This is a genomic window from Cytobacillus sp. ABV4_503, assembly GCF_056158445.1.
In genome coordinates, this window is sequence record NZ_JBSWTH010000001.1 from 3,133,541 (window position 1) to 3,146,010 (window position 12,470).

Below are 12,470 nucleotides of genomic sequence, written 5' to 3' on the forward strand. Positions count from 1 at the left end.
TATAGCTGTGCAATACAAGGAAGGCGGCACAAAAAATGAATCTTTTCGGGAGGTATACAATGGGTATTTTAAGCGGAAATCCAAAGGACGAGCCTTTGCATTATGGCGAGGTTTATAGCACATGGTCTTACTTGCTGGCAGGAAAGGGAATGGCCTCTGCCTATCAAACGATGCTTAGCCACTCTGGGGATGGGGACTTGAAAAAAATGCTTGAAGAAGCCATCCGCCTCTGCAAGCAGGAACAGGAGCAAATTGAGGAGATGCTAAAGGAAAACGGGATCGCCCTTCCTCCCTCACCTCCTGACAGACCTGAAGCTTGTGTAAACGATATTCCTGCTGGCGCCAGATTTATGGATCCTGAAGTTGCTGCAAAATTAGCAGGAGACCTGGCAGCAGGATTGGTTGGCTGCAGTACAATCATGGGCCAATGTATCCGTGAAGATATCGCAGGCATGTTTGGCCAATTTCATACTCAGAAAGCTGCGTTAGGTGTTAAGGTTCTTCGAATGAATAAAGAAAAAGGCTGGTTAATTCCTCCGCCGCTTCATCTTCACAAATCAGATAATTGCTAAGGATTTGCTGAAGAGATGTCCATATGTAAAAAGAGAGCAGAGTCCATTGTCTGCTCTCTTGCCTAAAAGTTATTTCTTAAAACTTGGGCTCAGTTCACTCCATACATCAAACAAGTTGCCCTCCGGGTAAGAAACACAAAACTCCTTCCAGGATGCCTGCGATTTTCGATAGCTCTTGTATTTACTTCCTTCTCTAGATGTCCTTCTTCAGGTGCTTCCAAAAGGAAAAAGCTTTGGCTCGCCATATTGATTATGGCCATTTATCCCTTTTCATCCCTATAGCTTTCTGCAGTTCTAAGCATACTGTGTACCAGTTTAAGGATTCCATTACATTTCTGGCAGGTATGTAGACTGTCCCCACTCTTAAAAGCTTGACTCACAGATGACCCTCCTCCAATCAAATTCTCTATATGTATTAATTCCTTTTAAAAGTAGGCTTTGATAAATAGTATTGTTGTTTTTCAGGCAAAAAATATGGGAACGTCTGATTTGGACGTTCCCATTCTTATTCCGTTAAAGCACCCGATAATGAAATAAGGTAATTTATTTATTATAATTTTACCAGTGTACTTGAAGTTTATTACCATTTAGGTCATAAAAGTGGAAAAAGGCATGGCCATTATCTTCTTTTATATCCTCTACCTTAACTTGATTATCAATTAAGTGTTGATGAAATTTAGATAATTCTGGACTTGTAAACCCAATGCTAAATTCTTGTTCATTATCAATTGTAAAATGTGCAAATGTTTCATCTTCGGTAGGAATTAAGATAAGTAAGAAAGGTCCTTCATTTACTTTTAAAATTGCAAGTTCCTCAGTATTGTTTAGTAACTGGAGCCCTAATACATCTCTATACCATTGTGCAGACAGTTCTAAATTTTTTACAGGAATTCTAATATAATGTACTTGTTCAATAAATGATTTACTCATAACCTTCTCTCCTTTATTTAATCCGGTATATCAAATAGTTCCCTTTCTATATACCTTTTTCCTTCCGATTATTGAATAATCTGCCCTTTAACGGAACAATAAACTTCCTATTATTCGGAAAATTCTGGTAATCTTAGTTTATAATAAGTTGTGTTAACTGAGAAAGAACAACTGTCTAAAACCATTTTGGTTATCGTAAAGTTATCTTTGATATAACAACTTTATTCTTTAACAAAGCCTAAAAATAAAAAAACCTTAGTCCGAAATGGGACTAAGGCTCACGTTTCTTACTCAGAGTATTTGCTTTCACTGGAATCAGGGGAGACCATGCCGCCGGCACCGCTGGAATTGATATCAGGTTCTGCTCCTTCAGGCTGAGATGGCAGCACTTTGTTTTTCTTTTGATTAGGAAGGCCGGAATGCTCCTTTAGATATTGATCATTTTCCATGATCGTTACCACCTTAAACCCTGTTCCTTCGAACTGGTTCTTCAATTGATCAAATACTTTTGTCTCATTATCATTCATTTCCTGATCATCATACTGAAGCTCTACATTTAAAGTTTTCATGTCAAGACCTCCTTATTAACCTATTTTCCCGAATGTCCTTTCATTAAACTAAACATAACTTTTAATGAAAGAGATGTTTAGTTCAGTAATAATAGGCTATTAAAGAAAACATCTAAAACCGGATTTTGTTCATTGTCATTCAGTCGGATAAATAATATGGGTTATTTTTCCATTAAAAATCATTCTTTATTCATTACTGAATATAAATAAAATGTATGCAGATCAGACGAAAGGAGCAGGGGCATGTGGTTATGGATTCTGGCGATCTTCATTCCTATTATTATCCTCGCTATTTTGGAGGAAACGATTCAATTTGCGGTTCATCGTAAAGTCTTCGGAAAAAGCGACAAACCGGTCTTCATTAAAGAAAAACTGAATCACTTTAAAAGCAAACTCAGGTATAAAAAAAGCCATTCCCAATAAGGAAAGGCTTTTTTGTCCAGCCGTTTTTACCGCTAAAACTCATACTTGAATTAGGATTCTTCTGTTTCGGAACCTTCTTCTTCCGCCTGTTCCTGTTCTGGTCCTGATATCCGCTTCTTTTTCAGCTCAAAATAGGCATCTAATACTTTTCTGCCAATTTCATAATTGGCTGTATGTCCGCTTCTCCCCTGGTATGCCCATGGAACAATGACAGACATGGCGATTTCAGGATTATTATGAGGTGCATAGGCAACAAGGCTCAAGTTCATAACATCTATTAATTTATCTCCCTTTTTTTTGAGAGGGCCGTCATAAAATGCTTCTGCAGTACCTGTTTTTCCTGCTGGAGAATATGGTGCATCTGCAAACCTTCTATATGCAGTCCCTTCAGGATGCTGCATCACCTGTCTTAACCCTTCTTTGACAGTGTTTAGTTCTCTATCACTTACATCTATCGTATTTAAGACAGTTGGCTGAATATCCTTCCAGATCGGGCCAAGTTCCTCCTGCGCCCTGGCTGGCTCACGGATTTCTTTTACAAGGCGCGGCTGGATACGGTAGCCGCCATTTGCAATTGTTGATATATATTGCGCCATTTGCATCGGAGTATAGGTATCATACTGTCCGATTGCAAGGTCTAATAGAAATCCCGGCAAGCGTAAAGGTCCTTCATAGCCTATTGCCTCATTCGGCAAATCGATGCCAGTTCTGACCCCCAGGCCAAATTGGCCGAAAGACTCTCTCATATCTTCAAATGCATTAGGATTTTTAAATCCCAGAGGCTGATCATAAGCATACCGCGCATCCGCAATTTCAATTGCTGTTTTGAACATATATACGTTTGAGGATATTCGCAAAGCCCTTGTTTCGTTCATAATTGCCTGAAAGTTAAACCAGGATTTTTTCACCTGTGGTGTACCTGCTATTTTCATGGGTGCATCTAAAAAGGTCGCCCCGGGTGAGATTGCACCGGTTTTATAGCCTGTTAACACAGTCGCCCCTTTCACAGAGGATCCCACATTATAAGAGGAGGCAATCGTACCCAGGGCATAATCCTGCATAACCGTTTTGCCATTATCATCTTTGTCGATCATTTTTCCTGCCATCGTCAGAACTTCACCAGTATGCGGATTCATTAGAACGACAAACGCACGATCCATTAAAAAGGTTCCCCGGGCCCCCTTGGCAGCCCAAATTTCCTCTTCCAATATTTTTTCCACAGCCTTCTGAAGATCCATATCAATTGTCAGGACAAGATCCTTACCTCTCTGTCCTTCAGAAACCAGTTCACTTCCGAGAATATCTCCTTTTTTCGTAATAAGTTTTTCCTTTGATTTTTGACCATGCAGAACATCCTCATATTGCATTTCAAGATAGCTCTTTCCGACACGTTCATTTCTGCTGTAGTCCCTTGCCAGAAAATAATCCAGCCTTTCCTGCGGCAGCCCTTCGTTTGTATCCGTAACCTTCCCCAGGACTGTCTGAAGCGTACTGTCAAAAGCATAAGATCGATCCCAGTCAGTGGTTGTATTGACACCTGGAAGATACTGAAGATTTTCGCTTACTGCAGCATACTCCTTGCTTGATACACCTTCATTTTTAACTATTTGCGGCGTCATTGCATATCCGCTCGTAAATTCCCGAAAGATCGCCCGTACTTCCAGATCCTGCCTGCTCAGCTGTTTTAGATCTTCTTCTGTAATTCTTTCAAGCTGCATCTCATAAATTTGCTTATCATCCAGCTTTTTCTCTTTAAACAGCTTCCATTCCTTATCAGTTATTTTATCCCGGGCAGCTTCAGGTTTTTTTAGAATCCAATGATCCTTTTTATCGCGTTCTGTCACTTTATCCGCCTTTTTATCAATCAAAACGGCCAGCCGTTCTGCCACCTGTAGCATTTCTTTTTGTTTGGCATTCCGGTTGGTGTATGTAATTGCACTCTTTGGGATATTATCCACGATAACCTGATGGTTCCTGTCAAGCATCCTTCCCCTTGGAACCGGGTTAGATACGATGACATCTTCCGTCCTGTCCACTTCTTTTTTGTATGTCTCACCATTTACAATCTGAACGACTCCAAGTCTTAAAATTAGTACAGAAAATAAAACAAAAACAGCAAAAAACAATAAATTGACCCTAAAAGGCACATGGCTTTTCTTTTTCTTCTTTTTCCCCATGTTTGAATCTCCCCCCTTACGAACACTATGTCTGTATTATAGAGATTCTTCCAAATCTTCCCCTGTTAAATAATTCCACGTTTTTTGTCAAATCCCTGCCAATCCAAAAAACATATTTTGAAATATAAAGGAATTTAAGGAGATTAAGTGGAACTATTAATCTGATTATTTTTTTAGGAGGAATTTAAAATGGAAAGAGCGCAAAAATATCTGAACTATTTTTTATCCCATAGAAAGGTGACCAATGAACTAATCAAGAAAATTGATGAAAATAACTATGATTACAAACCAACTGAAACAAGCATGGCAGCCGGCAAACTGGTTACTCATATGCTTACTTCTTTTTATATGTTTGCCAAAACAGTAAAAGAAGGCAGCCCGGCAGTGTTTGGCGAGAAATTCGATGATATAGCGCCAAATCTTTCTGAAGCTGCTGAAAACTATACAGAAAAAACCATTGAGATCATTTCATCATTAACAAATGATGAAATGGATAGGACCATTGATTTGACGCGAATATTTGGTATGGAACTTACAGGCAGCCAGCTGCTGCAGCTTGCAATGGATCATGAAATTAATCATAAAGGGAATTTGTTTGTTTATGTACGGGAAATGGGTCATACGGAGCTTCCGATGTTTGTGAGCAGATGATGAAAAAACGGACGCGTCAACCGCGTCCGTTTTATAAAGTATTAAGGGGAGAAATTAATTCTGCCAGCTCATTTTTTGGTGAATTCACTTTACTTGATACAGGGTACTTATCCATTTTTTCAGCCGGATAAGGTTCAAGTAATGACTTTAAATATTCAGTGTCATTAAAACGGGGATTAAGCCAGTCCTCAAAATCGCTTTCCATTAATATCACCGGCATTCGGTCATGAACATCCCCGGTTACTTCATTTGGCCCCGTGGTAATGATTGTACAGCTCGTTAAAGAATTATCTCCTTTATGCCATGTATCCCAAATACCTGCAAAGGCAAATGGTTTTTCATCTTTCATAATGAACCTGTACGGCTGTTTACCTTCATCTGTTTTCATCCATTCATAAAAGCCATCTGCAAGAATTAAGCACCTTCTGCTTTTAAAGGGCGCTTTGAAGCTTGGTTTCGAATCAATGCCTTCCGCTCTTGCGTTTATCATTTTGTAACCTATCTTTGCGTCTTTAGCCCAGAAGGGGACCAGCCCCCACTTCATCTGCCTGCCGATCCGCTGATTGCCATTTCCAATGACGGTTAAGATATTTTGGCTTGGCGCGATATTATATCTGGGTATAACCTCTCCTTCTGCGTATTCAAATTCAAACAGCAGCTGAAGTTTAGCGATGGTTTCTGTTAATGTAAAACGGCCGCACAATAAAATCACCTCTATAAATTCAATTTAGCAATATAATGTTCATCTATTCCCGGATATAGCGCATATTAAAACTGTCAGCTAATTTACAGGGAGGAATAAGATATGACAAAACAAGGAAGACAAAATGCAAATCAAACGAGAGCCCAAATTGAAAAACAGGATAAGCGAAACGATGTTGAACTGGGAAGCGAGTTTCAGGCAGGAAATGATAAATCTCAAAGCCAGAAAAAAAGCGGAAAGCAAATTAATAAGAAGTCATAATGACAAATCCCCCATTTTAGGGGGATTTTCATGTCCTGATTGTATACAGCTGTCCTTCGACTGCAAAAGAAATGCGGCCTGTTTCCTCTGAAACTACAATGGCAACAGCATCTGATTTTTCAGTCAGTCCAATTGCCGCTCTATGCCTTGTCCCAAGTTTTTTTCCCTCAATGGTTTTATTGGCAAGAGGCAGGATGTTGCCTGCAGAAATAATGGTATCTTCTTTTATTAAAATACCGCCGTCATGCAATGGGTTTCCGGGATAAAAAATGGTTTCAAGCAAGGTGCTGCTTACTTTTGCTCCAATTGGCGTCCCATTATGAAGGTAGTCGCCTAATGGAAGTCTTCTCTCCACAGCAATAAGCCCTCCATGTCTTTTTTCCGATAAATGCTGGGCGGCCAATGATAAGCTTGAATATTCCTTGGTATACGGCGATAAATATGACTGAAGATAATAAGTCGAAGCAATTGTGTGAGCCTCTGTTACCGCCCTCTGCAGGTTTTCAAAATCGGATAAAATACAGCAGCTGAAGTCCTCTAGCGTTTTGGAAATAGAATGAATCTGATTGTCGATATTGTCAATATACCGGTTTAAATCTTTTCGGTATTGATCTTCGCCATAAATCACCGGACTTCCTCCAATCTTAATTCATATTAGTACCTTTTCCAGTTAAAAATTATTTATCCATTTTACGGAATAGGTTTAGAACCTCTTTAAAGGGACTAAATATAAGTATTAAGCAACGAGGTGAGGGACATGTTCGATATTTTAGCAAAACAATTTGAGAAACCCGCAGGATTACTGGGGAAGCTTGCCGGGAAAATCATGTATTTTGAAAACCGCAAGATTAACAAATGGACAATAAAAAAATTAAAGATTAATCGCAGGGACTCTATTTTAGAAGTGGGCTTTGGTCCTGGCTTCAGTATTAGGCATATAATGGATCACTGCCGCCATGCAGAAACGGATGGAGTTGATGTATTGAAGATATGAAGACTTCTGCAGCCAAACTGAATGATGACTATATTCGGCAGGGCAAGGTCCGATTGTTCGTAAAAGATATTCACGATTACTTCCCCGATAAAACTTATAATAAGATATTTTCAGTCAACAATTATCCATTATGGACAAAACCAAGAGAATCTCTGCAGCATCTCTATGGGATGCTTGAGGAAGACGGAATAATTGCCATCACAATTCAGCCAAGAGAAGAAGGAGCAGATGACACCATTGCCAAAAATCTCGGTCAGGTAATCAAAGCAGATATGGAAGCGGCTGGTTTCCATTCTATTTCCATTTCTTATAAAGAAGCCCGCCCTGTATTAACCGTTTGTGTAACTGGAACCAAATAAATAGAGAAAAGCGGGAGATTGCTGCTCCCGCTATTTTTTCAATTATCACCAGCCGCGGCTGGCTCCTCCTCCTCCAGATGAACCGCCTCCCCCACCCCGGGGACCGCCGCCTCCTCCGCCTCCCCCTCTTGAGAGAATTGAAAGGATTGCATATGAAAAGGCTCCTCCAAAAAATTTAATGTCTAGGAACAATAATCCAACAGCAATTACAATAATCAGCCAGGAAGGGATGCCAATTCCTCTATCCTGTGTTCCGGCATCAGCATAATCGCCGCCTAAAATCACTTCTTCCCCGGCAGCTTCCTGTACAAGCACCTTATAGGTTTCAATTACCGCTCTATTTGGCTGGCCATCCTGAAGATATGGAAGGGTCACTTCATCCAGAATCCGTCCTGCTTTTCCATCGGGAATCTGGCCTTCAAGCCCATAACCAACCTCAATGCGCACCTTCCGATCCTGCATGGCCACAACTAATAGGACACCATTATTCTCTTTGGCACTGCCTATGCCATAAGACCGGAAAGCTTCATTTGCATATTCTTCAATCGGTCTGTCTCCAGTAGTATCAACAGTTAAAACTGCAGCCTGTGCAGATGTCCTATCTTCCAATTGCCTCCCCAGGTTATTCAATTCAGATTTTTCCTGGTCATTTAGGACATCTGCAAAATCCTGGACATAAATATCTCCAGCAGGCTCCGGTATGGGTTCATCTGCATGTACTGGAAATGCCCCCATTATTAAATATACTAAAAGAAGGGTCAAAGAGACCCTGCGAATGATCATTCTCCATTGCCTCCAAAGTCAACTTCAGGTGCTTCATTCGCCAGCGGATCCGCCTTAAAATACTCTTTTTCATCAAAGCCAGTTATCCCTGCTACAATTGCACCCGGGAACCTTTTTACTTTTTTGTTATATACAGCAACCTGATCGTTATAATCCTTTCGGGCAACCGAAATCCTATTTTCCGTACCCGCAAGCTCGTCCATTAATTGGGTAAACTGCTTATCCGCCTTTAAATTGGGATAGTTCTCCACCACTACAAGCAGACGGCTCAAAGCGCTTGACAGCTCTGCGTTTGCGGCTGCTTCCTCTTCAGGTGACCCTGCTCCCGCCAGTCTTGCACGCGCATCTGATATTGCCTGAATTGTCTCCTTCTCATGAGCAGCATATCCCTTTACTGTATTTACCAGATTAGGAATCAAATCCAGCCTTCTCTGCAGCTGGTTCTCAATCTGAGAATAAGCCTGGTCCACATTTTCCTCAGCACTTACAAACCCGTTATAGCTGGACATCAGCACCATGCCTGCTATGACTACTGCCGCAATAACGGCAATTAAGACACCCATACCTTTTTTCATTTGCGCCACTCCTGTTTCTAAGTTGTTTTGTCACTTGCATGGTATTTTTCCTTTTTTGGGTGAAAGTTAAACCAGGAGATGGTTTACTGATGTTGTTAAGTCTGCGCGAGAATGGTTCTTTTGTGCGCGGATTCCGGTGAGTTACGCGCAGATGGGCTTCTTTTGCGCGGGTAGTAGGTTTTGATGCGCGGCCTGGCTTAGGGTTTGCGCGGGAATGGTTCTTTGAGCGCGGATTCCGGTGAGTTACGTGCGGGTGGACTTCTTCTGCGCGGGTAGTACGTTTTGATGCGCGGCCTGACTTAGGGTTTGCGCGGGGATTTTACTTTTGAGCGCGGATTCCGGTGAGTTACGCGCGGGTGGGCTTCTTCTGCGCGGGTAGTAGGTTTTGATGCGCGTGCTGGCTTAGGGTTTGCGCGGGGATTTTACTTTTGTGCGCGGATTCCGGTGAGTTACGCGCAGATGGGCTTCTTTTGCGCGGGTAGTACGTTTTGATGCGCGGCCTGACTTAGGGTTTGCGCGGGGATTTTACTTTTGCGCGCGGATTCCAGTGAGTTAGGAGCGGGTAGGCTCTTGGCAATTTCGAGCTTATGGCTTTTTTCATTATCAATAGAAATCATGTCAATATTTTTCATTATGGCTTCATGAATGCGTCTACAGGACCGGTTAATGCGCTGATTTTAAAGTTTTTTGCTCTATCAAATCGTATTTGCGCCTTATCCACCATAAACGCACCATCCAGCAGGTCATTCGCGCCGCCGCATCACTTTTTCGCACCGTCAGCTTTCACAATTGCGCCAAACAAATTTCCTTTCCACTAACATCAAGAAAAACCGGAACCCATCAGGGCCCCGGTCCAAGCATGATTATTTAATAAAATTTTTCGCAATCAGTTCACTGAATTCAGGTTTATCTTTCAGGAATTTTAAAGTGTAGGATGAATCTGCAAATTCCTGGATTGTGTCTGCATCAACTTCGTAAGTGAATCCAATTCTTTCCCAGGCGCGGTCTACGACTTCTTTTTCCAATTCCTGGCCAGTTACTTCTTTAATGTCTTTGATGGTAATTGCTTTTGCCTCTTCAGGATTGTCTTCGATAAATTTAACTGCATCTTTATGTGCATCAACGATTTTTTGTACTTTTTCAGGGCTGTTCTTTACTGCATCGCCAGTTGCAACCAATACTGATGCCGGAAGTGTTTCACCGAAGGATACTTCATCCCAGCCAATTACGACTTCAGCGTTTGTTTCCTGTTCAATAACTGCTGCCCATGGTTCTGGAGCAACTGCAATATCAACTTTACCTGTTTTCAGCATACTTGCATATTGTGCCGGGTTGCCTGTTAAATGCTTCATTGTACCGCCGATGCGAGCTGAAGTGATGCCGGCTTCTTCCAGATATGTTTCATACTGGACGTCGTGCGTGCAGCCCACGCCAGGTGTAATGAACGTTTTCCCTTCGAAGTCTTCAAGTGAGTTAATTTCTACACCTTCTCTGGCGAGGACAACTGTTCCGCCAGTTGAAGCACCGGCGATAATTTTAACATCAGCCCCGGTTGAAAAGTTGTTCATTGCTGGTCCTGGTCCTACAAGACCTGCATCAATGTCACCTGTTTTCAGGGCAGTCATGAATGAACCGCCTTCAGCAAATGTCTTGTATTCTACTTTAGTTCCATCGCCAAGCTGTTCTTCAAAATAGCCTTGATCTTTCGCAACCATTGCTGGCACATGATTGATATTCGGGAAATAACCGATGACAATCTTGTCTTCCTCACCGCTGCTCTTCTCAGATGATCCGCAGCCGGCAAGCAGACCGGTGAAAGTAAATAATACAGCAACCCATAAAATAGCCTTTTTCATTAATACCCCTCCAAAATTAAGACTCAAGTCCCCATTTTTTTATGACTGATTTTTCAATGCGCTGGAATATGAATTGGTCAACAATCATTCCAATCGCTCCAATAATAATCATGACACCAATCACGATGTCCATTCTTCCAAAGTCTGAAGCATAACGAAGTGTGTAGCCCAATCCTGGTCCTGTGCTTAAAAGCTCACCGGCCATCAGTGCGCGCCAGGCAAATGCCCAGGCAAGACGTGAACCAGTGACAACGTATGGAATGGATGCCGGAAAGATGACTCTTGTGAATAAGTCAATTCCATTCGCACCCATTGTCTGAGCTGCTTTGATATATAAAGGTGAAACATTTTTAATCCCTGTTCGCATGTTCAGAGCCATTACAAATGTACCGCCAAGTATGGTTACAAAAATAACAGCCTTTTCATTTAAGCCAAACCACATAATCGCGATCGGCAGCCAGACGATGCTGGGAACACTTTGCAAGGCGAGGATGACTGCACCCAGTGTTTCATCAGCTGTTTTGGATTTCCCTAAAAGAATTCCAATCAGAGTCCCAATGATAAGGCTGATAGTTAAACCGACTGCGAGCCGCTTAAAACTTGCAATTAAATCATAGATGAGAGTTTTATCCTGGAACCCTTCAACAAGAGCACTGAATACGCTGGACAGGGAAGGAAAAATCAGAGGATGCCAAAGCTCTATACGTGATCCAATTTCCCAAAATGCAATGATGGCTGCAAAAAATATGATCCTTTTAATGGCTGTTTGCATATTGGAGTTCCTCACTTACAACTTTATCAATTTCCTTCTTCAGGTATTTCATAATGTGTTCTTCAATCTCAAGCATTTCGTTTTTGTGTTCCTCACGGGGTCTGGGTATGTCAACCGCTATATCCTGTAAAATGATTCCCGGCTTTGTCCCCATAACAATGATCCGATCTGAAAGTTTAATAGATTCTGAGATGCTATGAGTAACAAAAAGAATGGTTTTCTTCGTCTCAGTCCAGATGTTTTCCAGCTGTCCGTGCAGACGCGAACGGGTCTGTTCATCAAGAGCTCCAAATGGTTCATCCATTAAGAGTGTTTCCGGGTTCATCGCAAGCGCTCTCGCAATGGCCACCCTTTGCTGCATTCCGCCAGAAAGTTCATGAGGATAATGGGATATATATTTTCCCAGCTGAACCATTTGCAGATACTTAAGTGCTGTTTCCTCTGCATCCTTCTTCTTCATTTCCTTTTTTAGCGGAAACGTGACATTCTCCATGACTGTCAGCCAAGGGAATAAGGCTGCCTGCTGGAAAACCATCCCCCTGTCTTTTCCAGGTTTTGTTATGGCTTTTCCATCAATTTGAATTTGTCCCGAAGTTGTTTTAGTCAGCCCCGCGACGATTGAAAGAAGTGTTGACTTTCCACATCCTGAAGGGCCTAAAATTGAAACAAACTGGCCTTTTTCAATGGTTAGATTAATATCTTTCAAGACGTCAACAGGACGATTTTCTTTATCGCTATATTGTTTATTCACATCGTTTATCTCAATGAACATTCAAAATCACCTATTCCCATAAATCTCATTAATTTACTCGGATTACTTGTAATTATAATGTATTCACTTTGCA

Annotated in this window: 16 protein-coding genes; 6 read left to right on the top strand and 10 right to left on the bottom strand. The window is 41.5% G+C overall.

Features of this window, described 5'->3' with window-relative positions; all coding sequences use genetic code 11:
- Positions 1-59: 59 nt before the first annotated feature.
- Complete coding sequence (locus ACXAD1_RS15635; protein WP_206843278.1) at positions 60-572, top strand: DUF3231 family protein; 513 nt, start codon at positions 60-62, stop codon at positions 570-572.
- A gap of 558 nt (positions 573-1,130) precedes the next feature.
- Here ACXAD1_RS15635 and ACXAD1_RS15640 read toward each other — a convergent pair.
- Both ACXAD1_RS15640 and ACXAD1_RS15645 read right to left on the bottom strand, forming a co-directional pair.
- Positions 1,131-1,502 (bottom strand): VOC family protein, encoded by a 372-nt coding sequence (locus ACXAD1_RS15640; protein ID WP_474910546.1) that lies wholly within the window; start codon positions 1,500-1,502, stop codon positions 1,131-1,133.
- Between the two features lie 287 nt (positions 1,503-1,789).
- The gene (locus ACXAD1_RS15645; RefSeq protein ID WP_206843274.1) at positions 1,790-2,071 is read right to left on the bottom strand and encodes a hypothetical protein; all 282 of its coding nucleotides are present in this window, start codon (positions 2,069-2,071) and stop codon (positions 1,790-1,792) included.
- Between the two features lie 243 nt (positions 2,072-2,314).
- Here ACXAD1_RS15645 and ACXAD1_RS15650 point away from each other — a divergent pair, with 243 nt between their 5' ends.
- Positions 2,315-2,494 (top strand): hypothetical protein, encoded by a 180-nt coding sequence (locus ACXAD1_RS15650; protein WP_206843272.1) that lies wholly within the window; start codon positions 2,315-2,317, stop codon positions 2,492-2,494.
- A gap of 50 nt (positions 2,495-2,544) precedes the next feature.
- On the opposite strand, the gene ACXAD1_RS15655 is transcribed toward ACXAD1_RS15650, so the two are convergent.
- Positions 2,545-4,671 carry a peptidoglycan D,D-transpeptidase FtsI family protein gene (locus ACXAD1_RS15655; protein WP_474910547.1) on the bottom strand — a complete coding sequence of 709 codons (2,127 nt, stop codon included), beginning with the start codon at positions 4,669-4,671 and terminating at the stop codon, positions 2,545-2,547.
- Between the two features lie 189 nt (positions 4,672-4,860).
- On the opposite strand from ACXAD1_RS15655, the gene ACXAD1_RS15660 reads away from it, so the two are divergent.
- The gene (locus ACXAD1_RS15660) at positions 4,861-5,322 is read left to right on the top strand and encodes a DinB family protein (RefSeq protein ID WP_370223121.1); all 462 of its coding nucleotides are present in this window, start codon (positions 4,861-4,863) and stop codon (positions 5,320-5,322) included.
- A gap of 31 nt (positions 5,323-5,353) precedes the next feature.
- On the opposite strand, the gene ACXAD1_RS15665 is transcribed toward ACXAD1_RS15660, so the two are convergent.
- Positions 5,354-6,025 carry an SOS response-associated peptidase gene (locus tag ACXAD1_RS15665; RefSeq protein ID WP_474910548.1) on the bottom strand — a complete coding sequence of 224 codons (672 nt, stop codon included), beginning with the start codon at positions 6,023-6,025 and terminating at the stop codon, positions 5,354-5,356.
- Positions 6,026-6,127: 102 nt separating this feature from the next.
- Between ACXAD1_RS15665 and ACXAD1_RS15670 the strand changes: the two genes are divergently transcribed.
- Complete coding sequence (locus ACXAD1_RS15670; protein WP_009333479.1) at positions 6,128-6,286, top strand: hypothetical protein; 159 nt, start codon at positions 6,128-6,130, stop codon at positions 6,284-6,286.
- 28 nt (positions 6,287-6,314) lie between these two features.
- Here the strand turns inward: ACXAD1_RS15670 and cdaS are convergent, their stop codons facing one another.
- Positions 6,315-6,914 carry a sporulation-specific diadenylate cyclase CdaS gene (gene cdaS / locus ACXAD1_RS15675; protein WP_206843263.1) on the bottom strand — a complete coding sequence of 200 codons (600 nt, stop codon included), beginning with the start codon at positions 6,912-6,914 and terminating at the stop codon, positions 6,315-6,317.
- 129 nt (positions 6,915-7,043) lie between these two features.
- Between cdaS and ACXAD1_RS15680 the strand changes: the two genes are divergently transcribed.
- Both ACXAD1_RS15680 and ACXAD1_RS15685 read left to right on the top strand, forming a co-directional pair.
- A complete protein-coding gene (locus ACXAD1_RS15680) occupies positions 7,044-7,280 on the top strand; it encodes a class I SAM-dependent methyltransferase (RefSeq protein WP_474910549.1) in 237 nt (78 codons plus the stop codon).
- Entirely contained in the window at positions 7,277-7,639 is a 363-nt protein-coding gene (locus tag ACXAD1_RS15685; protein ID WP_474910550.1) for a hypothetical protein, read from the top strand. The genes ACXAD1_RS15680 and ACXAD1_RS15685 overlap by 4 nt, the downstream gene beginning before the upstream one ends.
- A gap of 45 nt (positions 7,640-7,684) precedes the next feature.
- Here ACXAD1_RS15685 and ACXAD1_RS15690 read toward each other — a convergent pair whose 3' ends face one another.
- The 5 genes from ACXAD1_RS15690 to ACXAD1_RS15710 form a co-directional block, all read right to left on the bottom strand.
- Positions 7,685-8,422, bottom strand: a complete 738-nt coding sequence (locus tag ACXAD1_RS15690) for a TPM domain-containing protein (protein WP_206843252.1) — start codon at positions 8,420-8,422, stop codon at positions 7,685-7,687.
- Positions 8,419-8,997 (bottom strand): LemA family protein, encoded by a 579-nt coding sequence (locus tag ACXAD1_RS15695; RefSeq protein WP_474910551.1) that lies wholly within the window; start codon positions 8,995-8,997, stop codon positions 8,419-8,421. Before ACXAD1_RS15695 ends, ACXAD1_RS15690 begins: the two co-directional genes overlap by 4 nt.
- 863 nt (positions 8,998-9,860) lie before the next feature.
- Positions 9,861-10,853 carry an ABC transporter substrate-binding protein gene (locus ACXAD1_RS15700; RefSeq protein ID WP_206843246.1) on the bottom strand — a complete coding sequence of 331 codons (993 nt, stop codon included), beginning with the start codon at positions 10,851-10,853 and terminating at the stop codon, positions 9,861-9,863.
- Between the two features lie 16 nt (positions 10,854-10,869).
- Positions 10,870-11,625, bottom strand: coding sequence for an ABC transporter permease (locus ACXAD1_RS15705; protein WP_206843235.1), 756 nt, complete (start codon positions 11,623-11,625; stop codon positions 10,870-10,872).
- Positions 11,609-12,397: an ABC transporter ATP-binding protein gene (locus ACXAD1_RS15710; RefSeq protein WP_206843233.1), complete on the bottom strand. Its 789-nt coding sequence runs from the start codon at positions 12,395-12,397 to the stop codon at positions 11,609-11,611. The genes ACXAD1_RS15705 and ACXAD1_RS15710 overlap by 17 nt, the downstream gene beginning before the upstream one ends.
- Positions 12,398-12,470 lie beyond the last annotated feature (73 nt).

What these genes read in the sequence shown, in the direction of transcription:
- ACXAD1_RS15635 (WP_206843278.1), top strand. Translation starts at nt 60, where the DNA reads ATGGGTATTTTAAGCGGAAATCCAAAGGACGAGCCTTTGCATTATGGC.
- ACXAD1_RS15695 (WP_474910551.1), bottom strand. Translation starts at nt 8,997, where the DNA reads ATGAAAAAAGGTATGGGTGTCTTAATTGCCGTTATTGCGGCAGTAGTC.
- ACXAD1_RS15645 (WP_206843274.1), bottom strand. Translation starts at nt 2,071, where the DNA reads ATGAAAACTTTAAATGTAGAGCTTCAGTATGATGATCAGGAAATGAAT.
- ACXAD1_RS15705 (WP_206843235.1), bottom strand. Translation starts at nt 11,625, where the DNA reads ATGCAAACAGCCATTAAAAGGATCATATTTTTTGCAGCCATCATTGCA.
- ACXAD1_RS15710 (WP_206843233.1), bottom strand. Translation starts at nt 12,397, where the DNA reads ATGTTCATTGAGATAAACGATGTGAATAAACAATATAGCGATAAAGAA.
- ACXAD1_RS15640 (WP_474910546.1), bottom strand. Translation starts at nt 1,502, where the DNA reads ATGAGTAAATCATTTATTGAACAAGTACATTATATTAGAATTCCTGTA.
- ACXAD1_RS15690 (WP_206843252.1), bottom strand. Translation starts at nt 8,422, where the DNA reads ATGATCATTCGCAGGGTCTCTTTGACCCTTCTTTTAGTATATTTAATA.
- ACXAD1_RS15685 (WP_474910550.1), top strand. Translation starts at nt 7,277, where the DNA reads ATGAAGACTTCTGCAGCCAAACTGAATGATGACTATATTCGGCAGGGC.
- ACXAD1_RS15680 (WP_474910549.1), top strand. Translation starts at nt 7,044, where the DNA reads ATGTTCGATATTTTAGCAAAACAATTTGAGAAACCCGCAGGATTACTG.
- ACXAD1_RS15650 (WP_206843272.1), top strand. Translation starts at nt 2,315, where the DNA reads ATGTGGTTATGGATTCTGGCGATCTTCATTCCTATTATTATCCTCGCT.
- ACXAD1_RS15670 (WP_009333479.1), top strand. Translation starts at nt 6,128, where the DNA reads ATGACAAAACAAGGAAGACAAAATGCAAATCAAACGAGAGCCCAAATT.
- ACXAD1_RS15660 (WP_370223121.1), top strand. Translation starts at nt 4,861, where the DNA reads ATGGAAAGAGCGCAAAAATATCTGAACTATTTTTTATCCCATAGAAAG.
- ACXAD1_RS15655 (WP_474910547.1), bottom strand. Translation starts at nt 4,671, where the DNA reads ATGGGGAAAAAGAAGAAAAAGAAAAGCCATGTGCCTTTTAGGGTCAAT.
- ACXAD1_RS15700 (WP_206843246.1), bottom strand. Translation starts at nt 10,853, where the DNA reads ATGAAAAAGGCTATTTTATGGGTTGCTGTATTATTTACTTTCACCGGT.